Consider the following 24,245-nt stretch of genomic DNA (forward strand, 5'->3'; position numbering starts at 1 on the left):
ATGACAGAAGCTAACAAGTCAGCCGTTTCTATTGATACATTCTCGGATTTCAGTATTGGCAGTATGCTGCTGCGCATGGGAAAAATTTCGGCTGCTGATGCCGAAAAGATCATGACGCTGCATAAGGAGCGCGGTATTCGCTTCGGGGAAGCAGCAAAGTCCTTGGGATATATTACTGAGTCGGATATTCAGCAAGTGCTAGCGCGTCAATTTGATTACCCATACCTCCAGCCAGGGGAGACTCCAGGGTTATCCCCCGAGCTTGTTGCCGCGTTCCAGCCATTCAGTGCCCAAGTCGAAGTGCTACGTAATATCCGTAGCCAATTGACTTTGCAGTGGTTTTCCCAGCAAAGAAAGACTCTGGCATTTTCCAGCATCTCTCCAAAAGAGGGTGTGAGTTATCTGTTGTCCAATCTCGCAGTGGTGTTTTCTCAGCTAGGTCAAAACACCTTGTTGATTGATGCAAATTTGCGGGATGCTCGTCAAGACGATATCTTCAAGCTGGGTAATGGCTTGGGGCTGTCAGATGTCTTGGCTGGTCGCGCAGACGTTAACGCTGTCACCGTTAATATAGCCACCTTCCCCAATCTGTCAGTATTGCCAGCAGGTACTACTCCGCCGAACCCGCAGGAGCTGGTAGGACGACCAGCATTCAAGCAATTGGTACAGGCAGTCTCGGAAAAATTTGATGTTGTACTGATAGATGCACCAGCATACTCCAAGGGGGCTGACGTATTTTCTGTGGCTGCAAGTGCCGGTGGTCTAGTACTAGTGACACGTAAAAATCTCACTTTGTTATCAGAGGTGACAACGTTTACAGATAGGCTGAATGCAAATGGCATCCAGGTGGCTGGCACTGTATTGGTTGATTTCTAACAATGAAAATTCTTGAATCCCTGCAACAATCTAAGCATGGCTTGTTGCTGTTTCTACCCCTTTTAATTGGCCTGGTAGCCATGTATGCCCCTACCTACTGGAATACTGCCAATACTATATGGGTGATGGAAGATCAGGCTCACGCACCAATCATTGTGGTCGTGATTCTTTATCTGATCTGGGTTCGCAAGGATTTTTTCTGGGAACCGACTACTAACATCAGTCCGTTCACGCAAACCTTGGGTATATTGTCTTTCCTCGGGGGCTTGCTATTTTATGTGGTAGGCCGTTCACAAAACATTCTGGTATTTGACTTGGGTTCACAAATACCAATCTTGTTTGGCTTGTTGCTACTGATGCGGGGTTGGCCTGGAGTTAAGACGTTTTGGTTTCCCTTGTTCTTTATCATCTTCATGATCCCTATTCCTGGCGCTATTGTAGATAGCATCACGATGCCCATGAAGATTGCAGTGTCGTATGTGGCCGAAACCGTGCTTTATGGCATAGGTTTTCCAATAGCACGTAGTGGCGTCATTCTGCAGATAGGGCCATACCAGCTGCTAGTGGCAGATGCATGTGCAGGTCTTCATACTTTGATTTCTCTGGAAGCACTCGGTCTGTTGTATCTAAATATTGTCCGTACCGACTCTATTTTTAGAAACATTACTTTGGCCGTACTCATCGTTCCGATCTCGTTTACTGCAAATGTGATTCGCGTGATGACACTGACATTGATCACATACTATTTTGGCGATGCGGCAGGACAAGGTTTCATGCATGGTTTTGCAGGCATGTTGCTATTTGTGGTGGCTCTCTCCTTGATTATCTGGATGGATACGCTGCTGCAGTTGATAGAGCGGAAATATCTAAAAAAACCTGCTGTGCTAAGTGCTGGCTGACCATATGAACAAGAAACTTCTATTAAATATCGGCTTGGCAGTATTGATGGTGCTTAGCTCGTATGTTGCTGTTGCCTACAAGCCTACGCAAAAGCTTGCCGAGCAAGGTCCCAAGGTAGATCTTAATCAATTGATACCGGATAATTTTGCTGGTTGGCAACGCATGCCTGACTCGGGTGCTGTCATCATCAATCCGCAGCAAGAGCAGGTGCTGCAGCAGATTTACACGCAGACGCTCAGCCGTACCTATATGAGTGCTCAAGGTGAGTACATCATGTTGTCGATTGCTTATGGTGATGAGCAAAGTGACAGTAATCAGGTGCATATTCCCGAGGTGTGTTACCCCGCGCAAGGTTTTCAACTGGTGTCAGGTGGCAAAGATGTCGTGGCGACCAAGCATGGTGATATACGTGTGAAACGCTTATTTACCAAACTTGGCAATCGCCCTGAGCCACTGACGTATTGGACAACAGTGGGCGAAAAAGTGGTTTCCGGTGGTTATGAAACCAAGATGACCCAACTCGAATATGGTTTGGCTGGACTGGTTGCTGATGGGTTGATATTCCGTGTTTCGACCATCAATCCAGATACCGCAGAAGCCTATTCGTTACAAAATCGTTTTATCAATGACCTGTTATCTTCCTTGCCTGCCAAGGATAGACACAGGCTTGCAGGCATTTAGCTTCCCCCTCCATTCAATGAGTTCAGTAAGGTATATAACATGGCAAAAAAAGTTGCACTGATAACAGGGATTACAGGTCAAGACGGTGCCTATTTGGCTGAGTTGTTGCTCAGCAAAGGCTATGAGGTGCATGGCATCAAGCGTCGTGCCTCATTGTTCAACACCGATCGTATTGATCATCTGTACCAAGACCCGCATGTCGATAACCAAAACCTGATTTTGCACTACGGTGATCTGACAGATTCCACCAATCTGATTCGCATTGTGCAACAGGTTCAACCTGATGAAATTTACAATCTGGCCGCGATGAGCCACGTGGCGGTTAGTTTTGAAACGCCAGAATATACGGCTAATGCCGACGGTATCGGTACTTTGCGTATCCTTGAAGCGATTCGTATTTTGGGCCTGGAAAAGAAAACCAAGTTCTACCAAGCATCCACTTCTGAACTTTATGGCTTGGTGCAGGAAGTACCACAAAAAGAAACAACGCCTTTCTACCCACGTAGTCCTTACGCCGTTGCCAAGCTCTATGGCTACTGGATCACGGTTAACTACCGTGAAGCTTATGGCATCTATGCATGTAATGGTGTGTTGTTCAACCATGAAAGCCCATTGCGCGGTGAAACCTTTGTTACACGCAAAATCACGCGCGCGCTTGCCCGTATCAAGCTCAATCTACAGGATCGCCTGTACCTGGGTAACCTAGATGCCTTGCGTGACTGGGGTCATGCCAAGGACTACGTCGAAATGCAATGGCTGATGTTGCAACAAGAAACCCCAGAAGATTTCGTTATTGCGACTGGCGTGCAATACAGCGTACGTGATTTCGTTAATGCAGCAGCTCAAGAACTCGACATTGCCATCACTTGGAAGGGTGAGGGTGTGGAAGAGAAGGGCTACGATGCAAGTGGCAAATGCATAGTGCAGGTTGACCCACGTTACTTCCGTCCTACAGAAGTGGAAACTCTACTGGGCGATCCTTCCAATGCCAAAAACAAGTTGGGCTGGACGCCAAAGACTACTTTCGCGGAACTGGTTTCAGAAATGGTGCGCGAAGATCTGAAGAGTGCACAGCGTGATGAGTTGGTGAAAAAGCACGGTTTCGCTGCTTACGACTACAACGAATAGTCCGGAGCAGACATGGATAAAAATGCGCGCATCTACGTAGCGGGCCACCGGGGATTGGTCGGTTCCGCTATTGTCAGAAACTTGGAAGCCAAGGGCCATACCAATATCATCAAGCGCACCCATGCCGAACTTGACTTGACGGATGGCGTGGCGACTGACAAGTTTTTTGCTGAGCATAAGCCGGATTACGTGTTTTTGGCTGCAGCTAAGGTTGGCGGTATTGTTGCTAACAATACTTATCCTGCAGAGTTCATCCGCGACAATCTGGCTATCCAGAATAGTGTGATCCACAGTGCATGGAAGCATGGGGTGCGTCGCTTGTTATTCTTGGGCTCTAGTTGTATCTATCCCAAGCTAGCGCCACAACCCATGCAGGAGCAACACCTGCTGACAGGACCGTTGGAACCTACTAACAGACCTTACGCGCTGGCCAAGATAGCGGGTATTGAAATGTGCTGGAGCTATAACCGCCAGTACGACACCCAATATCTTGCGGCCATGCCGACTAACCTTTATGGCCCTGGTGACAATTACCATCCCGAAAATAGTCATGTCATTCCGGCATTGCTGCGGAAGTTTCATGAAGCAAAGCGGGATAAGACATCATCCGTGACTGTTTGGGGAACTGGCACTCCCAAGCGCGAGTTTCTGTATAGCGATGATATGGCAGATGCCTGCGTTTATCTGATGAACTTGTCCGATGAACAATACCAGGCACTGCTAGGTAGCGACGAAACAAAGTCTGGCAAGTTCGAGCCACCATTGATCAATGTGGGTGTGGGTGAGGACGTGACTATCAAGGAGTTGGCAGAGTTGGTGAAGGATATTGTCGGTTTTGACGGTGATCTGGTTTTTGATGTGACCAAACCTGATGGCACGCCGCGTAAGCTGATGGATGTTAATCGCTTAAGTAAAGCTGGTTGGAAAGCACAAACTTCATTACGTGATGGTTTGAAACAAGCATATCAGGATTTCCTGGAATTTCAGGCGCAATAAACTATGGCTAATCTCCTACAAGCACCAGTCCAAAAGGATAACGCGGTTTTATTTCGTAACGTGGTTTTTGTTTTTGGATTGGTGCTTGGGCTGTTATGCGTAACATTGCCATTCTTGAGATATCTTTTCTTCACCATACCGTTCCTGGTGATATTGGCATTACTCGCCGATGGAAAAGTTAGATTTGGTGATGAGATTTGGCCATTTTTTGCGTTTGTTCTAGCGGGTTTTATTTTATCTCCCCTTGGCAATAATGAAGGCATCAAGGATTTGTTCTTCATTTTTGCCGGGGTGTCTATTTCCCTGCTGTATAAGATTCCCAAAGTTAGCCTTTGGACTATCTTTTTAATCTTTCTTCTTGGTGCCTTGGTTTTTTTCGGGATGTCGGGTGCTTTGACCAGTGGTTTTAATTTTGATCTTGCAACCTCTGAGTCATCTTTTGAATCTCCATTTGGCTTTGTTTTTGGTTTGTTAATCCCCTTTGCTTTAATAGAGAAGCGCTATCGTTTACTCATCCTCAGCATTGTGATGGCTATCCTTTGCTTGAAGCGGATTGCCTTGCTTGGTGCCGCTGTGGCCTGCATATTTGTTCTGCTGGGGGAGAAGCGAGGCCGCTATCTCCTCAACCCCTGGGTCATGATTCCTGTAAACCTCATGTTCGTTGCAACTTTGTTATTTTATGGTGCTGGTGAATTTGATTTTCTCATTCATGAATACACCAATCAAAGTGCTAACCAGCTGGGGATGGGTAGGCAAGAAGTTCTAGCTCTTCCGGCGAAAGAAATTTTCGCTCATCCTGAGCAATTCTTCTTTTGGGGCCAGGGACCTGGCACCTCATATGAGTTATCAAAATCAGGCTTTTCATCATTGACTAAAGTCAACCTCCACAGTGATTTAGTCAAAATATTTTATGAGTATGGCTTGATATTTCTGTCGTTCATGATAGCTTTGATGTATACAGCCAAAAGTTATACCGTCAGAGTCGGCTTTGTATTCCTTAATACGATGTTTATTAGTGATAACACCTTAGTTTATTACTTTTTGCTCTTTATTTTCGTTTACTGCGTTAGAACAATAAATACAGCTGATAGTAAATCAATACTTGAAGGGGTTAAATCATGACTTTATGCCACAGATATTTAAGCATTATTTGCGGGATGCTGTTAGGACTGAGTGCAGTGCTAGCGTATGCTGCGCCTGTTGAGACAAGGTGGACAGTTAATTCATGGGGCGGGTCTTCCCATGTCTTTGCCGCCGCTGATGCAGCGTGTGGTGTGAGAGATGGTAAACCTTCAACTTCATTTTTGCTAAAAACCCGTGGCACTGGAGATACCGAACTGATTATGCCTACCCTGCTGGGTCAGAATCAGGCATATGAGGTGAGTGTGTGGCTCAAGGCTGACAAGCCTACTAAAGTAAGATTGTTTTTCCGTAGGGATGGTGCACATTACGAGACTGCTGCCATTCAAACAGCCAATGTCACCACTAGCTGGAAGCAGGTTAAGTTAAAAGGCATTTACGCTCTTAATACTGTAGGCAAGGTAAGACTAGGCATTGAAGATTTCAATATCAAATTATGCTTGAACGGCGCTACTCTAGAAGAGGTCGTGCCCTCTACAGTGGGTAGCATTTTAAGTATTGCCAATGTGCAGGATCTGGTAGTCACTATTCCTAATGTGAACACTATTACGCCTGAGGTTAAGCTGGGTTTAGGTGATAATGTAGTAGGTGGTAGCGGTGGAGGTAATTTTTCAGGTCTAGGCAATCAAACTGCAGCACCTAAGCCCACGACTACACCAACCACAAACAAGGCGACTACCACCACTAAGACTACAACGACCACCTATTCTTTACCCGCTTACGCTACTAAAACCATAGATAACAAATTCTTTGGCGTTCATATCAATAAACTGGGTGTGCACTCCACATGGCCCAGCTTCAACCCAGGGTCTATCAGATTGTGGGACACAGGCACTACCTGGGCCAATCTGCAACCCTACAAGGGACCTATTCAATGGAGCAGTTCTGCTCATGCTAGACGGCTTGATATGTATGTGGATTACGCTTTGCGCAATAATCCAGACGTACAGATTATTTATACCTTAGGCATGACCCCGGAGTGGGCTGGTACTAAACATGCCAAGGCTTGTAATGGTTCTTCTTATGGCCGTTCCGTTTGCACCATGCCTGTGAATCTGGATGACTGGCGTAATTACGTCAGAAGTGTAGGCACCCGGTACAAAGGTAAAATCAAGGTTTGGGAGCTGTGGAATGAGGCTGATTACTGGGGTTTCTGGGATGGCGGTGCGGAAAATATGGCTACCTTGGCGCGCATTACCTATCAAGAGCTGAAAGCAATAGACCCCAACAACAAGGTGATTGGGCCTAATATCACAGGGTCTGGCATTACCTTCTTGTCACGATTCTTGGCTGCGGGTGGTGGTAGTTATACCGATGCCATCAGTGTGCATGTCTATGTGGGTAGGTCTACAGATCTTTCTACAAACATATTGCGAAATATCCGTGCGATGCTGGATAACCATGACTTGGTGAATGTGCCCATCTGGAACACTGAAACCAACATCTCATGCAATTCAGTGCTTGAAGACTGCAAGCCCATTCAAGCCGGAGCGAATATAACTTCTGCTGAAGATGCCTTGGCTCAAGGGGTTATCAGCAATGCAGCATTAAAGATATCTGACTTTAACTTCTATACTTGGGAAGGTGCATCACCTCTATATGGGGGCAAGCCCATGGTGGAGTCCAATTATGCAACGCCTACGGCATTGGGTAGGGTTTACGGCATAGTCAAATCCTGGTTGATTGGTAGCCACGTTGATTATGTGCAATTTGAATCGAATGGGCTGAATCAAGTTAGAGTAGAGAAGAATGGCAAGGTGGCCTTGGTATTCTGGACAACCAAAGCCAATCTCAGTCTGGATGTATCCAAGCAGCCGACATTGAAAAACTTCGCTTATGCTGGCGATAATTTCACGCAGAAATTAACCTCAGACTTTATTGAAGTTAAGCAGACACCTGTGCTGCTCTTCCCGGATGGTTTTGAAAAGTAAATTTGCTTTGGATAGAGGGTTGTCTCGCAGCCAGTAATGCCAGAATGGAATGAATGTACAGGATAATAATAAATAAAATAAACACACCAAGATTTTGGACATTGTTTGCTAACTTGGCGATACGGGGTGCTGGATTTGTAATCAGTTTTATTATCGCCAGAGTAGTGGGTGTACAAGGCCTTGGTGTGTATTCTGCAGTTGTTAATACCGCCTCTACAGTTGCCATCCCCTTTTCCCGGGTGGCTACGAACAACTCAACTATTTCTGCATCCCTGGCTTTTAATCAAAGCACTGTAGTATTCAGGGGGTATGCCAAATCCTACATGCTGCTGATGTTGGCACTATCAGTGGTATCTGCAGTTGGGTTTTATTTTTTATTTTCATCATCCATTTCTGCAGAAAGTCACGCTGATCAGTCACTTTTGTTTCTGATGATCACAGGCACAAGTGTCATCATTGCAAGTCTCAATGGGGCAGTGCTGCAGGGATTTTTCAATGGAGCTGGAAATTTCACTGTCCCTGCAAAATGGTATGCAATTACTTCTATAGGCATTAGTCTGGCGGCATTCCCGGTTATTTATTGGATGAGGCTTGAGGGGGCATTCTATTTACTCATCCTCAACTCTTTATTACCTTTGTTCGTGCTTAATACAAAATTATTAAAGCTTGAATCCCCAGTAAAGCAGTTTTCGCAGCACGAGGGTGCTCGCACGCATGTTATTAAACAATTTACTGCTTCCAGTCCTACTATGGTCGTAGCTACGATTAATGCTGCTGTCACTTGGCTGTGTACAATATTTCTAGTACAAAAATATTATGGAATGGTGGGTGTTGGTTTGGTTGCCATTGCCACTCAATGGCATACTTTAGTGTTAATGCCGGCGTCAAGTTGGGGCAATGTAATCATCAAATCCCTGAGTGATAGCATGAAAACAAACAGTCCAAGTTTGATCACTGGCACGGTATTTCAGCTCATTAGGAAAAATATACTCGCCACTGTATTAGTTGGTGGTTTGATTAGCCTGGCATCTGGCTTGATCACTTTGCTGTATGGGGTTTCAGGTAATCAGCTGATTTTGTTGATATGTATTAATGCCATCGCGGCTGTGATCATGTCTATCAACAATGTTCAGGAGCGATTGTTTTTATGCTTGAATCAGCAACCTGCTTGGTTCTGGCTTTCTTCCACCGCATTTTTGATACAAGGGATAACCACCTTCACCTTCATGAAGACTTCGATTCTTGCAGTCTCAATAGGCATGTTAAGTGGTGCATTGGCCCTAAGCTTGTTGGCATGGATTTATGGGCGATCGCTACTGCGAAAGATAGGTCGAGACAGCGGTTTTTGAATAAGGGATCAAGTTGAGCATGCTTACTGACATACTGCAGGATTGGGATATCAATAAAGGTAATATCAAAGCTAGATTGGTGTTATTACTTTTTCGCTGTGCTTATTTAGTTAGACATAGCAATAAACTAGTGTTGATTATTGGTCTTCCTTTCCTGATATTTTACCGAGTCGCGGTGGAGTGGATATTGGGTATCGAATTACCTTGGAATTTGACACTAGGCAAGAATGCGCGGGTATTCCATGGCATGGGTCTGGTGGTTAATGATCAAGTTAAAATAGGTAACAATGTCACATTGCGACATACCACTACCATAGGCGTTAAAGAGACTGCCGAGTTTGGTTCGGTTTTAGTGCCTGTGATCGGAAATAACGTCGATATTGGTGCGCATGTTGTCATTCTTGGTGCTGTGACTATTGGGGATAACGCAGTCATAGGCGCGGGAACCATTGTTGTCAAGGATGTTCCCGCCGGATCAGTGGTGGTAGGCAATCCGGCACGAATCTTGAATAGAGTTGAGTAAGCTATGTTTTCTGTTGTCATCCCTTTATACAATAAGGAAGCGTTTATTGAGCGTGCGCTAAATTCAGTGCTGCAACAAACGCTCTCTGATTATGAAGTTATCGTAGTTGACGATGGTTCTTCGGATGGCAGTATGGAGCTCGTCTCTCAATTTGATGACGATAGAATCCGAGTCATTCAACAGGAAAACGCAGGTGTTGCAGCAGCCAGAAATACGGGTATTGCTGCAGCTGGTAGGGAGTGGGTGGCATTTTTGGATGCAGATGATGTCTGGATGCCAGATCATCTGCAGGAGCTTCAAGATCTGATCAATGCATTTCCTAAGGTTACGTCGGTAGGTACTGCATATAACAAAATTGATACTAATGGCCGAGTGCAGGCATTGCGTTATCCACCGCAGCTTTCCGGACAAGCGTTGAGTTTGGTTGGTGATTATTTCGCTGTCTCGATTGCTTATGATCATGTTTTGCATAGCTCATCAGCAGCGGCCAGGAAGTCAGTGTTGCTGCAAATTAGTGGTTTCCCAGTGGGCGTGAAATCCGGAGAGGATCTCATCACTTGGGCCAAATTGGCGTTGGCAGGAGACATGGCTTTTTCCAGTAAAGTTTCAGCCGTTTTTTATATTCCGGATCAGCAAGCGATCAATCGTGTGGCCAATATCCGCCGTCCTGCGATCCCCGATCGGGTGGGAGAGGAGTTGGCCGAGTTATCCAGGAAATTTCAACGGCCGAGCTTATCTCGATATCTCAGTCTGTGGCATGAGATTCGCGCCGTACTATTCACCGAGTTGAACGAACGCTCATTGGCGCTCAGAGAGCTGAAGTTAAGTATGCAATTTTCTGGGCTCAGGAAAAAGCACATATTCATGTTGTTGGCATTACTGATGCCAGCACGGATACGTGGCGTTGTTTTTGAAAAAATTCGTCATTACAAAAAAAAGAGCACACAATGAATAAATCTGGCAGAAAAGTGCTTGTTATCCAAAGAAGGATGACGCATTACCGTATTCCATTTTTTGAAGCATTAAGAGCAGAGTTTGCCAAGCGTAATTGTGAGCTAGTTTTAGCTGCTGGAACCGGTACGCCAGAAGAGTCGACAAAAAACGATAGTGGCAATATCCCATGGGCTAAAGTTTTGCCAACGCATTATTTCGCAAATGGAAGAATATGCTGGCAAAGCTTTAATTCCTTACTTGGTGATGTTGATTGTGCGGTATTTGCCTTGGAAAATAAGCTGCTTTTCAATTTATATGCTCAATTCTTGTCACCAGTGCCACGCGTGGTATTGTGGGGTCATGGTGCTAACCTGCAGGGCGATCCTAAAAGTTTGCGAGAAAAATTCAAACGCTACACCGCTAAAAAGGCGGATTGGTGGCTAGGATATACCCCTTTGAGTCGACCATTGATAGAAAAGTCAGGATTTCCATCCGAGCGTATATCCATTCTGAATAACTCCATTGATACGACTGAGCTTAAAAATTTACGCGATGCTTTAAACCCGGACGAATTACAAGCCATAAAAGATCGTCTATCGTTAAACGGGAAAAAAGTCGGTATTTATGTGGGTTCGCTTTACAAAGAAAAGCGTATCCAATTCATGCTGGAGGCCGCCAAGCGTATACGTCAGGATATCCCGGAGTTTGAATTCCTGATCGTAGGGGCAGGGCCAGATAGCGTCTTGGTTGAGGAATTTGTTCGCAGCAATCCCTGGGTTCATTACCTAGGCGCACAAAAGGGTAAAGACAAGGTGGCACTGCTTGCGATCTCCGATGTCATGCTCAACCCTGGTTTGGTCGGTTTGGGGATTCTTGATTCTTTTGTTTGCGAAGTGCCATTGCTGACAACGGACTGCGGTTTGCATAGTCCTGAAATTGCCTACTTGGAAAACCATTCCAATGGTTTGATTACAGAAGATACCCTGGAAAACTATGCTCAATCGGTGATTGATCTACTGGCTGATGAGCACGCGCTGCTAAGGTTGAAGGCAGGATGTGCTGCCAGCGCTAAGAAATTTACTGTGGAAAATATGGCCATCAATTTTGCCGATGCAATCGTAGCGTGTATGGATGCACCGCCGTATCGCAAGTAAACACGGCATATTATTTGCATCGCACTATTGGCTGAAGATGAGCTAAAGCTTATTTCATGTCGAAGGCGAAAGTCACTCGGCATTCAAACTAAATATGATAAATACCTTATCACTGGCACGTCATGCTGTGATAAACCCCCCGGAGAAATTGAATGAGTGCATTAAGAAAAACCGTGAAGGTGCTGGCTGCAGATATTGATGTCATTACATGGCCACAAGCAGTGTCCAAGATTGCAGCCTGGGCAAAAGTTCGTCACAGCGCATACGTTTGCATTTGCAATGTACATTCTGTTGTTTCTGCCACCCAGAGCCCAGAGTTTGAAGCAATCATCAATCAAGCCGATATGGCAACGCCAGATGGTGCTCCAGTAGCCTGGGTGATTCGCCGTAAAGGTGAACCAAGTCAGGAGCGTATCAATGGGCCTGACCTGATGTGGAAATATTGTGCGCATGCAGAAAGCACAGGAGAGTCCATTTTTCTCTATGGTGGCATGCAAAACACGCTGGATATCCTGCGGGGTAAATTGGCACAGCATTTCCCCAAACTCAAAATTGCCGGCATGTATTCCCCGCCTTTCCGTCCCTTGACTGCGAAGGAAGATCAATCTGTCATTAATCAGATTAACCAATCAGGTGCGGGCACTGTGTGGATCAGCCTGGGTTGTCCAAAGCAAGAAAAGTGGATGGCCGAGCATAAGGGGAAAATTAACGCAGTGATGGTAGGCGTAGGCGCGGCTTTTGATTATCACGCCGGAACCATCGTACGCGCGCCATTGTGGATGCAAAAAAGTGGACTCGAGTGGCTGCATCGTCTTGCTTCAGAGCCGCGCAGACTCTGGAAACGGTATTTGGTGACTAACAGTCTGTTTATTTTTCATATATTGAAGAATTCAATAGGTAAGTAAAGCCATGTCCCGGGAAAGATTATCCGAACTTGATAGGGCGAAGGGCTTGGCCATTCTTCTGGTTGTCATTGGGCATGTTGTCGCGAGACAACCACCTGCTGGCAATGAATGGTATGAGATCGGCAAGTATCTTATATATTATTTCCACATGCCTTTCTTTATGTTTCTCAGTGGTTTTATCATTGAATATACATATAAGCCGCTTGTTGGATTTTCCCAGTTTTCTTCATACGTCAAAAGCAAATTTCTGCGATTGATGCCCGCTTTTCTTATTATGGCGATATTAATTTATCTTGGTAAATTGATAGCGAGTCATTTTATTCAGGTGGACAATCTGCAAGGTAGAGATGTGTCAGCCTTGTTAGATATATTATTGTATCCCGCACAAAGTAGTGCCTCATCCTTGTGGTATATCTATGTGCTGTTTTTGTTTTATCTTATTTTTCCTGTGATTCACTGGCTGATACAACGTAAGGTGATTTGGATGGTGGTGGGCTTGTGTGCCTTCATAGTGCAGGATGAGCTTACCCATTTATTTATGTTGAATCGGGTTGCAGAGTTCTTGCTATTCATCATGGTGGGTGCTTGGGTTGCCAGAAATTATGAAACATTTTCCAATCATAATTACCGTTACGGCTGGTTATGGGCGCTGATTTTTGTGATCGCACTGGTTGCTAGTGAGTATCTGTTGCTGCCTAAGCTGATTTTGGGCTTGCTGTCTATTCCGGCGCTGATGTTTTTTGTGAGTGCTCAATATGTCAAAGATTCTGCCATTCTGACGCAATTGGGTAAGTATGTTTTTGTGATTTATTTGCTCAATACTATCGTTATTGGCTTGGTTAAGGGCGTAGGTCTTAAATTTGTCTCATGGGATGGTATTAATTTTATTCCTTATTTTATAGTGCTGATGCTGGCTGGTTTATACGTTCCAATATTGATAAAACAATTTTTATTTTCCAAATCCCCTTTGCTCGATAAATATACTACTTAATAAAATTATGTTTTATTCCAAAGAAAAATTTGCATCCATGGTTGATGCAATGCCCTTGATATCAGTGGACTTGATCATTCAGAAACGAGATCAAGTCTTATTGGGACGCCGATTGAACAGGCCCGCCCAAGGTTTTTGGTTTGTACCTGGCGGTCGAATCATGAAAAATGAGACGATTTCAGCCGCATTAAATAGGGTGTTGGATCAGGAGCTTTCAATTGCCACGGCATTGAATAATCACAATATCAAGCCTGAGCTCATGGGCGCATATCAACATTTTTATGATGATAGTTTTGTCGGGGATGTGGGAATATCTACTCATTATGTAGTGCTTGGACATCGTATATTGTTACCAGACTACATTGAAATCAAGCAGCATGATAATCAACATGCAGAATTATCCTGGTGGAAAATTGATGACTTGATCTTTGCTGACGATGTCCATGTTTACACTAAAGATTATTTTCTTAAGTAATAAAGTTATAAATTAAATCAACTTATTAAATATATTGTTTTGAAAGGTTGTCTATTGTGAAAATTGCAATTGCAGGTACCGGGTATGTAGGGTTGTCGATTGCCATTCTGTTGGCTCAAAAGCACGAGGTGGTTGCATTGGATATCGTCCCTGAAAAAGTGGACATGCTCAATAATAGAGTTTCACCAATAGTCGATAAGGAAATTGAGGAGTATTTACAAAGCAAGCCTCTTAACTTCCGCGCAACCCTCGATAAGCATGATGCTTACGCTGGTGCAGATTATGTCGTAATTGCCACACCTACTGACTATGATCCCCAAACCAGTTATTTCAATACGCGCTCAGTAGAGGCGGTAATCAATGATGTGGCAGAGATTGCCCCTAATGCTGTAATGGTGATCAAATCCACGATACCTGTGGGTTACACCGCTTCCATCAAGGAAAAGCTTGGCAATGACAATCTGATCTTCTCGCCTGAGTTCCTGCGCGAAGGCAAAGCGCTTTACGATAACCTTTATCCATCACGTATTGTGGTCGGAGAAATGTCTGAACGTGCTGAAGTATTTGCCAAGTTGTTGCAGGAGGGCGCCGTGAAGGAAGACGTACCTATCCTGCTGACTCATAGCTCCGAAGCAGAAGCAATCAAGCTATTCGCCAACACCTATCTCGCCATGCGTGTCGCCTATTTCAATGAGCTGGATACATATGCGGCCAGTCATGGTCTTGATAGCCGTCAAATTATTGAGGGCGTTGGATTGGATCCCAGAATTGGTTCCCACTACAATAATCCTTCATTTGGCTATGGTGGTTATTGCCTACCTAAGGATACCAAGCAGCTTCTGGCCAACTATAGCAATGTGCCGCAAAACCTGATCAATGCGATTGTGTCATCGAACAGCACACGCAAGGATTTCATCGCGGAAAGTGTCCTGCTCAGGAAGCCTAAGGTGGTGGGTATTTACCGCCTGATCATGAAAGCAGGCTCTGATAATTTCCGTGCCTCCAGTATTCAGGGCGTCATGAAACGCATCAAGGCCAAGGGTATAGAGGTGATTGTGTATGAGCCTGTGATGCAGGAGACGGAGTTCTTCAATTCCAGGGTAGTGAATGATCTGGACGCATTCAAGCAACAGGCCGACGTGATCGTTTCCAATCGTTTGACAGCCGAGCTCAAGGATGTGGAAAGCAAAGTATTCACCCGGGACTTGTTCGGTAGCGATTAATGCTAAGCGCCAGGCTAGCCTGGCTGGCTCAATTCCATTCCATTAAGACAATTAATAAGATGAGGGCAAGATGTCAATTGCTATCGTACCAGTAGTACTTTGCGGCGGATCAGGCACCAGATTGTGGCCACTTTCGCGTGAAAAATATCCTAAGCAACTCCTCAACCTGATCAATGATGATTCATTGTTGCAGGCAACCTTAAGACGCATACAAGGCGATGGCGCTGAACTACAAGTTGGGGCACCTCTGGTCGTCTGCAACGAGGAGTATCGCTTTGTGATTGCAGAACAATTGCGCCTGATGAATGTATCTGGGACCGTGCTGCTTGAACCCATAGGCAGGAATACTGCGCCAGCATTGACTATTGCCGCCCTTGAGGCCAGCCAGGTTGGGCAGGATCCTATTCTGCTCGTCATGCCTGCAGATCATGTCATTGTTGAAACCGAAATTTTCCAGGAGGCGGTCAAGCTGGCGGCTATCCAGGCGGAAGCAGGGCATATTGTCACCTTTGGTATCGTCCCGGATAGTCCTGAAACCGGCTATGGCTATATTCAGAAAGGTGAAGCACTGGCCAAGGACAATGCCGCGCATGCGATTGCCAAGTTCGTCGAAAAGCCGGATTTGCAAACCGCTGTCCAATATATAGAAAGCGGGCAATTTCTTTGGAACAGCGGCTTGTTCATGATGCGAGCTTCGGTCTGGCTGCATGCCATGGCGCAATGCCGGGCCGATATTCTCGAGGTGGCTAAAGCTTCCTGGGATCAAAAGCAGGATGACGGTGATTTTGTCCGAGTGGATAAGGTACTGTTTGCCGGCTGCCCCAGTGATTCTATTGATTACGCCGTCATGGAAAAGGTGACCAAGGCTGAGGCCGCGCTACCCAAGGGGGTCGTGGTGCCATTGGCCGCGGGTTGGTCAGATGTCGGTGCCTGGGATTCCTACTGGAAAGTGCTGCCGCAGGATGAAGGCGGCAACGCCAGCAAGGGTGACGTCATGCTGACGGGGTGCGAAAATATTCTGGCGCTTTCTTCCAGCAGACTGGTAGCTTGTGTTGGTGTGAGCAATATTGCGGTGGTAGAAACACCTGATGCAGTGCTTGTGATAGACAAGAACCAGACGCAGGAAGTGAAAAAGGTAGTCGAACTTCTGAAGGCTCAGGGCAGACAAGAGGCCAGTCTGCACCGTAAAGTGCACAGGCCATGGGGCTGGTATGACAGCATTGATATGGGTGAAAGATTTCAGGTCAAGCGTATTGTCGTCAATCCTGGCGCTACACTTTCATTGCAAATGCACCATCACCGTGCTGAGCACTGGATTGTTGTGACTGGCACAGCTGAAGTTACTCGTGGAGATGAGGTGTTCTTGGTATCCGAAAACCAGTCCACCTATATTCCTCTGGGAGTGACCCATCGCCTTGCCAATCCCGGCAGATTGCCTCTTGAAATGATAGAGGTACAGTCAGGGGCTTATCTCGGGGAAGACGATATTGTCCGATTTAATGATCAATATGGTCGCTCATAAGCTATCAAGTTGCCTGTATTGACATGCTCGGAGTCAATTTGGAGTTATGGCGGAATTCTACAGATAGAATAGTGATGGCCTAATTGCCAAGACCCGTGAATGATCATTTGTTCAATATGGGTAGTGGTGAGTAATGTTCAAGATTTTGACACTAGAGAAGAAAAACTTGATTGTGATTGGGCTGTTACTGTTCTGTAATATTGCATGTTCATTGCGTTGTAAAAATGACTGCAGTGATCGTCATGCCAAATATCAGGCCTTATATTTTATTGGGGTGAGCTTTAGATCAAGCGAAATTGCAATCAGCATTGCTTGGTAAATTGGAAAGAAGGGGAAGCTTATGTTAGGGGGATATAGATTTTTATTGGCGATATTAGTAGCCCTGTCGCATTTTGGTTTTATATACAAAGGGTTGAATCCCGGGCAATGGGCAGTAATATCCTTCTATTTTCTTTCTGGATATTTAATGTGGATGCAGTTTGGAAAATTCAATGCACAAAAGGAGCTTTTCGGTGCATCGATGACATTTTATATCGATAGGTTTTTGAGAATATTTCCTCTTTACCTAATTGTATTAAGTTTTATGTATCTAACATTAGGTGGTGTTGATCACCTAGAAAACTATTTATTATTCCCATTGAGTTATCATAGTTTGTTAGGTGTAAAAGCTGAAATATTCCCTGCTTGGTCTCTAGCAACGGAGATGCATTTTTATATTTTGGTGCCTTTTTTATTCCTAGCTAGCAACAAAATACTAAAAAGTGTGATGTGGCTTAGTTTTATGATTTTCATCATATCACCATTTTTATCTAACTCTACATGGTGGGGTTACTATGGTGCGCCTGGAACGCTTTTTGTATTTGCAGCAGGGATGATGTTTGCCAAAGGTTTGAATATCAAGCCCGTTCTCTTCGCAAGTATTGTGGCGTTGGCTGGGTTTGTAATAGCCAAGACTTTCCAGCCCGCTTTGCCTTGTGGCATCAATATCAGTGTATGCCTGGGAATGATTTTTGCCGCCTTGGTAGTTCCGGTACTCAGTAAGCTTAAAGGTGGAAAATGGGATAAAAACTTGGGCGCGTTGACTTTCCCCTTGTTTTTAATTCACCCCTGGGTGGTTGAGTTTTTCAATTTCGATAATATGCTATTTCTTTTGCTTACATCGCTTGTTATCTCATGGGCGCTCATGGCGTTTATAGAAAACCCATTTGATAAGCTGCGATACGCAGTCAGAAAAATTTTATTAGGTAAATCCACCAGTTATTCGAAAACGACAAATTTACCGCCTGAGACTTAATCGACATGGATGACCTGGCGATTACCCATGCATCGTTGGCAGTTTAAAAATTGCTTTCATGACAGGCTGTTTTTGGCTTGGAGCTTGCTACATCTCAGCGATATATTTATCACTCATATTCGATCTCGTTTGGCGCGCAGCCATAGCCGCAATGATCTTTGTCATTCATTGCGGCTCGGAAACAAGGAACTCATAGATTGCAATGAGTTCCTGATAATTTTTCTCTGAAGTGTATTTTTCCTCATAACGCTGTCTGGCCAGGCGTCCCATTTCCTTGATCTTTTCAGGATGCTGATTAGCCCACTGGATTTTAGCGGCCAGGTCTGCGTCGTCGCCAGGGTTGAACAATAGTCCGGTCACACCATCTTCAATCAGCTCGGCTAATGCACCTATCCTGCTGGCGATAATTGGTAGGCCGCATGCGTAAGCCTCTACTATCACCATGGGGAAACCTTCATACCATACGCTAGGCAGTATCAAGGCATTGGATGATGACATCCACTGCCTAACTTCATGGGTTTTGAGGCTACCCAGAGGTTCAACTAGTGGGACTGATTGTTGCACTTGGCCGGCCAACGGCCCGTCGCCAGCTACTGATACCTTTATGGCAGGCTGATCTGATGTTGGATGGAGCCTGCGCAGAGCGCTCAGCAATACATCTATGCCTTTTTCCTGTGACAGCCGTCCTACAAATAAAAAGCCTGCGCGCTCCTGCTCTGGGGTTTGTTCTACATCGACAAAATTCGGTTTGATAGTGAGTAGTTGCGGGTTAATCCCAGCCTGTACAAATTTACTCACGGAAAACTGGCTCAAGAGTATGAATCGCCCTACGGTGCGATTCCAGGTCCCCAGTGTTTTATGCGTAGCAATCATCAGCGCCAACATCAAGGTGCCTATATAAGAGTTTCGGTAAACCCGCTTCGGTATCGTCCACCATGGGCCGTGAGTCAAACTACGTTCCGTGACCTTGCCATCATGCATTAATAGCGCGGTAGGGCACACCAAGCGGTAATTATGCAGTGTCATTACCACGGGGATGTGGCTGGCCTTGCAGGCATAAAACACGGCTGGCGAGATCAGCGGGAAAAAGTTATGTACATGCACAATATCCGGCTGCTGTTCACGTAGTATTTTCCGAATACGGAAATAAGATACTGGGGAAAATACAACGCCAGCTGCCGCACTGATTTTACCTAACAAGCCGCGTACGCTGTCATTGGAGACCAGGTGCAATTGCACGTCATGACTGTGCTGCTGCAGGAGCGCTACTTCATTGCGTACCACACTGTCTTCCCCGCCTGCGAGCTGGTAGGCATTATGTACAACCAAGATTTTCATGTGTTCTCCAGGGGGTAATTCAATAATATGAATGCGTTATCGACGTATGGATCGGTTTGATGGGCATAATGATTTCATCCAATCAATGACCATAAGCATGAAATTATCCAAACAGTGTCAGCATTCACATATTTTAAAAATCTATTTTAAGTATTCAATCTGCGTAATGTTCCAGAGCTAAATGCAGCTCATTTCTCCAGTCTGGTAACGCTATGCCAAACGCTTGTTTCAACTTTGCATTGTTGAGTTGAGAGTTGGCTGGTCGCAATGCTTTAACGGGATATTCGGCGGCTGTAATAGCTTGGAGTCCATCCGTATTTAAAGCTAAATCATCCCATCCTTTGGCGGCTTGCAACTGTAAATATTGCTCAATGATGGCGACTGCAAATCCATGCCATGACGTGTGACCAGCATTGCTGATGTGATAAAGCCCGCTTTGATTATTGGTGCAATGCCTGAGTATTTGCGCACTGGCCTTGGCGATGGCGAGACTATGAGTCGGTGCTCCGATTTGGTCAGCTACGATATTCAAATGGGTCTTTTGTTGCGCCAGCTTCAGGATGGTCTTGTAAAAATTGGCGCCATGGTTACCAAACACCCAGCTGGTACGCAGAATCAAATAGCGGTCATGAAATGCCTGGACTGCTTGTTCCCCCGCGAGTTTGCTAGCCCCATATTGATTGAGGGGACCTGTAATATCTTCTTCAACATAGGCTGTTAATTTGCGGCCATCAAACACATAGTCCGTAGAGTAGTGCAGCAACCATGCTCCCAGCCTGTTCGCCTCTTGTGCCAGTATCTTAGGCGCAGAACTATTGATGGCGTGCGCCAGCTCAGTTTCAGTTTCTGCCTGATCAACGGCGGTGTAGGCTGCCGCATTCACAATCAGGTCTGGCTGCAAAGACTGTACTGCTTGGCGTATGGACTGCTCGTCAGCAAGATTCAATTGCTCGCGTCCTAGGGCAACTACCTCACCCAATGAATGCAACTGATTGATCAAGGCATGACCAACCTGACCATAAGCGCCAGTCAGCAGAATTTTGCTGTATCTGGGTTTCATGCAAAGCACTCTGCATGCGCTAAGGAAATACCTTGTTTATCTTTGTTGGAAAGTTGGAAGGGTACGTCAAGTTCTGGCCATTCGATACCTATCTCAGGATCATTCCACGACAGGCAGCGTTCATGGTTGGGAGCATAAAAATCAGTGGTTTTATACAGAAGCTCAGCACTGTCGGACATGACTAAAAAGCCATGGGCAAAGCCCGGAGGAATCCACATCTGTTTCTTGTTATCGCTAGATATGACTTCACCTACCCATGCCCCAAAATTAGGCGATGAACGCCGAATATCCACGGCGATATCAAATACCACGCCTGCCACGACACGAACCAGTTTTCCCTGCGGCTGCTGAATTTGATAATGCAAGCCTCTTAACACGCCTTGGCTTGATTTAGAGTGATTGTCCTGTACAAAGTCGTAATGCTGGCGGGTTACTTGTTCAAAGGACTTCTGATTAAAGCTCTCTAGGAAAAAGCCTCGGTCATCTTCAAATACCCGAGGTTCAAAGACAATCACATCGGGAATGGTGGTTAAGGTGTGCCTCATTAAAAAACTTTTTCCTTCAACATGCGCAACAGATATTGACCGTAACCATTCTTGAGATAAGGCTGCGCGATTTTTTCCACGTCTTCTGCGCTGATATATCCCTTGCGGTAAGCAATTTCTTCAGGGCAGGCAATCTTCAAGCCCTGGCGTTTTTCTATGGTCTCAATGAAAAGTGAGGCTTCCAGTAGCGACTCATGGGTACCGGTATCCAACCAGGCATGGCCACGCCCCATGAGCTCTACATGAAGATTGCCAGCAGCCAGATAGGCATTGTTGATATCGGTGATTTCAAGCTCACCGCGCGCAGATGGTTTGAGGCTGGCGGCAATATCCGTGACTTGTTTATCGTAAAAATATAAACCAGTCACGGCATAACGTGACTTGGGGCTTGCAGGTTTTTCTTCCAGGCTGATGGCCTGACCAGCCGCATCGAACTCTACTACCCCGTAACGCTCTGGGTCATTAACAGGGTAGGCAAACACGGTGGCAGAATCATAGCGTTGATCGGCATTAATTAAATCCCGCGCAAGGTCGTGTCCATAGAAGATATTGTCACCTAGTACCAGTGCGCTGGGATCCTGGCCTATGAAATCCTTGCCTATGATAAATGCCTGAGCCAGACCATCCGGTGATGGTTGCACTGCATAACTTAAATTAAGACCCCATTGACTGCCATCCCCGAGTAGCTGCTCAAAGCGTGGTGTGTCCTGCGGGGTTGAAATGAGCAGAATATCGCGAATACCTGTCAACATTAACGTGGAAAGCGGGTAATAAATCATGGGCTTGTCATACACCGGCAGCAGTTGTTTGGAAACTGCTTGTGTCACTGGGTAGAGCCTAGTACCAGACCCACCAGCAAGAATGATGCCTTTTCTCATGCTGTTCTCCCGGCATAATTTTGGTTGACCCAATTGCGATATTCACCAGTGGTGACATTGTGTACCCATGCTTGGTTGTTCAAATACCACTCCACGGTTTTGTGAATGCCGGTTTCAAAGGTTTCAGTCGGTTTCCAGCCAAGCTCACGTTCCAGCTTGGTTGCATCAATGGCATAGCGGCGATCATGTCCGGGTCTGTCTTTGACAAAAGTGATCTGCTCTTCATAGCGTTTGCCATCTGATCTGGGCTGTAGCTCATTGAGGATTTGACAGAGGGTATTGATTACATCCAGATTAGCTTTTTCATTCCAGCCACCTACATTATAGGTTTCACCCAGTTTGCCAGCTTCCAGCACACGGCGGATGGCGCTACAGTGATCTTTGACAAACAGCCAATCACGGATTTGCTGACCATCACCATAAATTGGTAGTGGCTTGCCCGCTAGTGCATTCAGTAGGCACAAAGGAATCAGTTTTTCTGGGAAGTGGTAAGGGCCGTAGTTGTTTGAGCAGTTGGTCGTCAGCACTGGCAAGCCATAAGTGTGGTGGTAAGCTCTTACCAAATGGTCTGACGCTGCTTTAGTCGCAGAATAGGGGCTGTTGGGAGCATACGAGGTAGATTCTGTGAATGCTGGATCGGTAGCGCTTAATGTGCCATAGACTTCATCTGTAGAGACATGTAGAAAACGGAATTGAGGATTTTCTTTTTCTGCAGGATTTGCAGCAACCAGACTATTCCAATATGACCGTACCTCTTCCAGTAGATGGAAAGTGCCTACGACATTGGTTTGGATAAAGTCTTCTGGACCATGAATAGATCGGTCTACATGGCTTTCAGCGGCAAAGTTGATCACTGCTCTAGGTTGGTATTCAGCCAATAGTTTTGCTAGCAACTCATGATCGCCAATATCGCCATGTATAAAAATATGATGGGGGTTATATTGAATATCTACTAGATTCTCTAGGTTGCCTGCATAGGTCAGCTTATCCAGATTTACCACTGTGCCAAGGCCTGCGTGGACCCAGTCCAGTACGAAGTTGGCACCAATAAAACCTGCGCCACCAGTTACGATGATGGTGTTATTTAATGTCGTCAATTGAGTAACTCATTTTTGATTCTTTTGCTGATAGTGCAATTTCTACTATTATGCACTGGGGACAGTGGATAAAAAATATCATAAAAACAGCATCTACACTTTTTGAAAAGTTGCATTATCCCTGACTCAATCAATGAATTGATAGTAATTAATTAGGATTTTTAGACTAACAAGGATAGTTTTACTAATGATATTAGTTACAGGTGGCACAGGTTATATAGGTTCACATGCGTGTGTGGAGTTGATTCAGGCTGGGTATGAGGTGCTGGTGCTGGATAATTTCAGCAATAGTCAGGCGCATATTATTGATCGCATCAAGCAGATCACGGGCGCGGCGCCTTTGCTGGTCGAGGGCGATGTGCGGGATGAAGCCTTGCTTAATGGTTTATTTGCAAAGCATAAATTTCAGGCGGTGATGCATTTCGCTGGGCTAAAGGCTGTCGGGGAGTCAGTAGCTCAGCCATTACGTTATTACGATAACAATGTGGCAGGTAGCGTGACATTGCTGCGTGTCATGAAGAAGTTCAACGTGCGGAAGTTTGTCTTCAGCTCATCCGCCACTGTGTATGGCGATCCTGCCAGTGTGCCTATCCGTGAAAATTTCCCTCTGTCTGCCACCAATCCTTATGGTGCAAGCAAGTTGATGGTGGAAGATGTTTTGCGCGATCTCGCCGCATCAGATCCGGAGTGGCGGATTGCCATTTTGCGATATTTCAATCCCGTTGGTGCCCATGAAAGTGGGTTGATCGGTGAAAATCCTAACGGTATCCCTAATAATTTGATGCCTTTCATCACTCAGGTAGCACAAGGGCAACGTGAGTCGTTGTCTATTTTTGGCAGCGATTACCCTACTGTTGATGGCACGGGTGTGCGTGATTACATTCATGTGGTTGATTTGGTAATAGGGCATTTGCGTGCACTAGAAAAGCTGGAAAAGGATACTGGTGTATTTACCAGCAATCTTGGCACTGGTCAGGGTTATAGCGTGCTGGAAGTGGTCAAGGCGTTTGAAAAGGCCAGCGGCCGTGCAGTGCCTTATAAGCTGGTGGACAGGCGTCCTGGAGATGTGGCGGCGAGCTACACTGATCCAGCATATGCAGAACAGTCGCTTAACTGGAAGGCAACCCGTGGGTTAGAGCAAATGTGCATTGATAGTTGGAGATGGCAAAGTTCTCTTGCTGGAAGTGCCTGAGGCTTGTGCTGCTTTGGTGCTTGCATGGTGAAAACCTGCTGATTGCGGTGCATGGAAAGTAATAGGCTTAGTCGGTGTATAATTTTAGTGTGTTGATTTAATTATAAAATAATG

General features: G+C 45.6%; 23 protein-coding genes. 18 read left to right on the forward strand and 5 right to left on the reverse strand.

Annotated features, from left to right (window positions below):
* The 17 genes from epsG (at position 1) to LG201_RS00590 (ending at position 18,021) form a co-directional block, all read left to right on the forward strand.
* Positions 1–876 carry a chain length determinant protein tyrosine kinase EpsG gene (epsG, locus tag LG201_RS00510; protein ID WP_226770234.1) on the forward strand — a complete coding sequence of 292 codons (876 nt, stop codon included), beginning with the start codon at positions 1–3 and terminating at the stop codon, positions 874–876.
* Positions 877–878: 2 nt separating this feature from the next.
* Positions 879–1,775, forward strand: coding sequence for an exosortase B (gene xrtB / locus LG201_RS00515; RefSeq protein ID WP_226770235.1), 897 nt, complete (start codon positions 879–881; stop codon positions 1,773–1,775).
* 4 nt (positions 1,776–1,779) lie between these two features.
* Complete coding sequence (gene epsI / locus LG201_RS00520; RefSeq protein ID WP_226770236.1) at positions 1,780–2,457, forward strand: exosortase-associated protein EpsI, B-type; 678 nt, start codon at positions 1,780–1,782, stop codon at positions 2,455–2,457.
* Positions 2,458–2,496: 39 nt separating this feature from the next.
* The gene (gene gmd / locus LG201_RS00525; protein ID WP_226770237.1) at positions 2,497–3,585 is read left to right on the forward strand and encodes a GDP-mannose 4,6-dehydratase; all 1,089 of its coding nucleotides are present in this window, start codon (positions 2,497–2,499) and stop codon (positions 3,583–3,585) included.
* A 12-nt stretch (positions 3,586–3,597) separates the two neighbouring features.
* Positions 3,598–4,581, forward strand: a complete 984-nt coding sequence (locus LG201_RS00530; protein ID WP_226770238.1) for a GDP-L-fucose synthase family protein — start codon at positions 3,598–3,600, stop codon at positions 4,579–4,581.
* Between the two features lie 3 nt (positions 4,582–4,584).
* Positions 4,585–5,703 (forward strand): O-antigen ligase family protein, encoded by a 1,119-nt coding sequence (locus LG201_RS00535; RefSeq protein ID WP_226770239.1) that lies wholly within the window; start codon positions 4,585–4,587, stop codon positions 5,701–5,703.
* Positions 5,704–5,738: 35 nt separating this feature from the next.
* The gene (locus LG201_RS00540; protein ID WP_226770240.1) at positions 5,739–7,652 is read left to right on the forward strand and encodes a glycosyl hydrolase; all 1,914 of its coding nucleotides are present in this window, start codon (positions 5,739–5,741) and stop codon (positions 7,650–7,652) included.
* 101 nt (positions 7,653–7,753) lie between these two features.
* Entirely contained in the window at positions 7,754–9,001 is a 1,248-nt protein-coding gene (locus LG201_RS00545) for an MATE family efflux transporter (protein WP_226770241.1), read from the forward strand.
* A 19-nt stretch (positions 9,002–9,020) separates the two neighbouring features.
* A complete protein-coding gene (locus LG201_RS14390) occupies positions 9,021–9,524 on the forward strand; it encodes a serine O-acetyltransferase (RefSeq protein WP_319006024.1) in 504 nt (167 codons plus the stop codon).
* Positions 9,525–9,527: 3 nt separating this feature from the next.
* Positions 9,528–10,475 (forward strand): glycosyltransferase family 2 protein, encoded by a 948-nt coding sequence (locus tag LG201_RS00555; protein WP_226770242.1) that lies wholly within the window; start codon positions 9,528–9,530, stop codon positions 10,473–10,475.
* Entirely contained in the window at positions 10,472–11,611 is a 1,140-nt protein-coding gene (locus LG201_RS00560; protein WP_226770243.1) for a glycosyltransferase family 4 protein, read from the forward strand. Before LG201_RS00555 ends, LG201_RS00560 begins: the two co-directional genes overlap by 4 nt.
* Positions 11,612–11,763: 152 nt before the next feature.
* A complete protein-coding gene (locus LG201_RS00565) occupies positions 11,764–12,516 on the forward strand; it encodes a WecB/TagA/CpsF family glycosyltransferase (protein ID WP_226770244.1) in 753 nt (250 codons plus the stop codon).
* Positions 12,517–12,520: 4 nt separating this feature from the next.
* Positions 12,521–13,507 carry an acyltransferase family protein gene (locus LG201_RS00570; RefSeq protein WP_226770245.1) on the forward strand — a complete coding sequence of 329 codons (987 nt, stop codon included), beginning with the start codon at positions 12,521–12,523 and terminating at the stop codon, positions 13,505–13,507.
* A gap of 7 nt (positions 13,508–13,514) precedes the next feature.
* Positions 13,515–13,982, forward strand: a complete 468-nt coding sequence (locus LG201_RS00575; protein ID WP_226770246.1) for a GDP-mannose mannosyl hydrolase — start codon at positions 13,515–13,517, stop codon at positions 13,980–13,982.
* A 56-nt stretch (positions 13,983–14,038) separates the two neighbouring features.
* The gene (locus LG201_RS00580) at positions 14,039–15,205 is read left to right on the forward strand and encodes a nucleotide sugar dehydrogenase (protein ID WP_226770247.1); all 1,167 of its coding nucleotides are present in this window, start codon (positions 14,039–14,041) and stop codon (positions 15,203–15,205) included.
* A gap of 70 nt (positions 15,206–15,275) precedes the next feature.
* Positions 15,276–16,727 carry a mannose-1-phosphate guanylyltransferase/mannose-6-phosphate isomerase gene (locus LG201_RS00585; RefSeq protein WP_226770248.1) on the forward strand — a complete coding sequence of 484 codons (1,452 nt, stop codon included), beginning with the start codon at positions 15,276–15,278 and terminating at the stop codon, positions 16,725–16,727.
* Between the two features lie 340 nt (positions 16,728–17,067).
* A complete protein-coding gene (locus LG201_RS00590; RefSeq protein ID WP_226770249.1) occupies positions 17,068–18,021 on the forward strand; it encodes an acyltransferase family protein in 954 nt (317 codons plus the stop codon).
* A 165-nt stretch (positions 18,022–18,186) separates the two neighbouring features.
* Here LG201_RS00590 and LG201_RS00595 read toward each other — a convergent pair whose 3' ends face one another.
* The 5 genes from LG201_RS00595 to rfbB all read right to left on the reverse strand — a co-directional run bounded on the left by LG201_RS00595 (position 18,187) and on the right by rfbB (position 22,939).
* Positions 18,187–19,359, reverse strand: a complete 1,173-nt coding sequence (locus LG201_RS00595) for a glycosyltransferase family 4 protein (protein ID WP_226770250.1) — start codon at positions 19,357–19,359, stop codon at positions 18,187–18,189.
* Between the two features lie 154 nt (positions 19,360–19,513).
* Positions 19,514–20,419 carry a dTDP-4-dehydrorhamnose reductase gene (gene rfbD / locus LG201_RS00600; protein WP_226770251.1) on the reverse strand — a complete coding sequence of 302 codons (906 nt, stop codon included), beginning with the start codon at positions 20,417–20,419 and terminating at the stop codon, positions 19,514–19,516.
* Positions 20,416–20,964, reverse strand: coding sequence for a dTDP-4-dehydrorhamnose 3,5-epimerase (gene rfbC / locus LG201_RS00605; protein WP_226770252.1), 549 nt, complete (start codon positions 20,962–20,964; stop codon positions 20,416–20,418). The genes rfbD and rfbC overlap by 4 nt, the downstream gene beginning before the upstream one ends.
* Positions 20,964–21,842, reverse strand: coding sequence for a glucose-1-phosphate thymidylyltransferase RfbA (gene rfbA, locus LG201_RS00610; protein WP_226770253.1), 879 nt, complete (start codon positions 21,840–21,842; stop codon positions 20,964–20,966). Before rfbA ends, rfbC begins: the two co-directional genes overlap by 1 nt.
* Positions 21,839–22,939 carry a dTDP-glucose 4,6-dehydratase gene (gene rfbB, locus LG201_RS00615; RefSeq protein ID WP_226770254.1) on the reverse strand — a complete coding sequence of 367 codons (1,101 nt, stop codon included), beginning with the start codon at positions 22,937–22,939 and terminating at the stop codon, positions 21,839–21,841. The genes rfbA and rfbB overlap by 4 nt, the downstream gene beginning before the upstream one ends.
* A gap of 187 nt (positions 22,940–23,126) precedes the next feature.
* On the opposite strand from rfbB, the gene galE reads away from it, so the two are divergent.
* Complete coding sequence (gene galE, locus LG201_RS00620) at positions 23,127–24,131, forward strand: UDP-glucose 4-epimerase GalE (RefSeq protein ID WP_226770255.1); 1,005 nt, start codon at positions 23,127–23,129, stop codon at positions 24,129–24,131.
* Positions 24,132–24,245: the final 114 nt, after the last annotated feature.

It is taken from the genome of Methylobacillus gramineus, assembly GCF_020532675.1.
GTDB classification, from domain to species: domain Bacteria; phylum Pseudomonadota; class Gammaproteobacteria; order Burkholderiales; family Methylophilaceae; genus Methylobacillus; species Methylobacillus gramineus.

Excerpts from the sequence above, each read along its gene's own strand:
- epsI (WP_226770236.1), top strand. The coding sequence starts at position 1,780 with ATGAACAAGAAACTTCTATTAAATATCGGCTTGGCAGTATTGATGGTG.
- epsG (WP_226770234.1), top strand. The coding sequence starts at position 1 with ATGACAGAAGCTAACAAGTCAGCCGTTTCTATTGATACATTCTCGGAT.
- LG201_RS00595 (WP_226770250.1), bottom strand. The coding sequence starts at position 19,359 with ATGAAAATCTTGGTTGTACATAATGCCTACCAGCTCGCAGGCGGGGAA.
- LG201_RS00590 (WP_226770249.1), top strand. The coding sequence starts at position 17,068 with ATGTTAGGGGGATATAGATTTTTATTGGCGATATTAGTAGCCCTGTCG.
- LG201_RS00530 (WP_226770238.1), top strand. The coding sequence starts at position 3,598 with ATGGATAAAAATGCGCGCATCTACGTAGCGGGCCACCGGGGATTGGTC.
- LG201_RS00585 (WP_226770248.1), top strand. The coding sequence starts at position 15,276 with ATGTCAATTGCTATCGTACCAGTAGTACTTTGCGGCGGATCAGGCACC.
- LG201_RS00535 (WP_226770239.1), top strand. The coding sequence starts at position 4,585 with ATGGCTAATCTCCTACAAGCACCAGTCCAAAAGGATAACGCGGTTTTA.
- LG201_RS00540 (WP_226770240.1), top strand. The coding sequence starts at position 5,739 with ATGCTGTTAGGACTGAGTGCAGTGCTAGCGTATGCTGCGCCTGTTGAG.
- rfbD (WP_226770251.1), bottom strand. The coding sequence starts at position 20,419 with ATGAAACCCAGATACAGCAAAATTCTGCTGACTGGCGCTTATGGTCAG.
- LG201_RS00570 (WP_226770245.1), top strand. The coding sequence starts at position 12,521 with ATGTCCCGGGAAAGATTATCCGAACTTGATAGGGCGAAGGGCTTGGCC.
- rfbC (WP_226770252.1), bottom strand. The coding sequence starts at position 20,964 with ATGAGGCACACCTTAACCACCATTCCCGATGTGATTGTCTTTGAACCT.
- gmd (WP_226770237.1), top strand. The coding sequence starts at position 2,497 with ATGGCAAAAAAAGTTGCACTGATAACAGGGATTACAGGTCAAGACGGT.
- LG201_RS14390 (WP_319006024.1), top strand. The coding sequence starts at position 9,021 with ATGCTTACTGACATACTGCAGGATTGGGATATCAATAAAGGTAATATC.
- LG201_RS00560 (WP_226770243.1), top strand. The coding sequence starts at position 10,472 with ATGAATAAATCTGGCAGAAAAGTGCTTGTTATCCAAAGAAGGATGACG.
- LG201_RS00575 (WP_226770246.1), top strand. The coding sequence starts at position 13,515 with ATGTTTTATTCCAAAGAAAAATTTGCATCCATGGTTGATGCAATGCCC.
- xrtB (WP_226770235.1), top strand. The coding sequence starts at position 879 with ATGAAAATTCTTGAATCCCTGCAACAATCTAAGCATGGCTTGTTGCTG.
- LG201_RS00565 (WP_226770244.1), top strand. The coding sequence starts at position 11,764 with ATGAGTGCATTAAGAAAAACCGTGAAGGTGCTGGCTGCAGATATTGAT.
- rfbA (WP_226770253.1), bottom strand. The coding sequence starts at position 21,842 with ATGAGAAAAGGCATCATTCTTGCTGGTGGGTCTGGTACTAGGCTCTAC.
- galE (WP_226770255.1), top strand. The coding sequence starts at position 23,127 with ATGATATTAGTTACAGGTGGCACAGGTTATATAGGTTCACATGCGTGT.
- LG201_RS00555 (WP_226770242.1), top strand. The coding sequence starts at position 9,528 with ATGTTTTCTGTTGTCATCCCTTTATACAATAAGGAAGCGTTTATTGAG.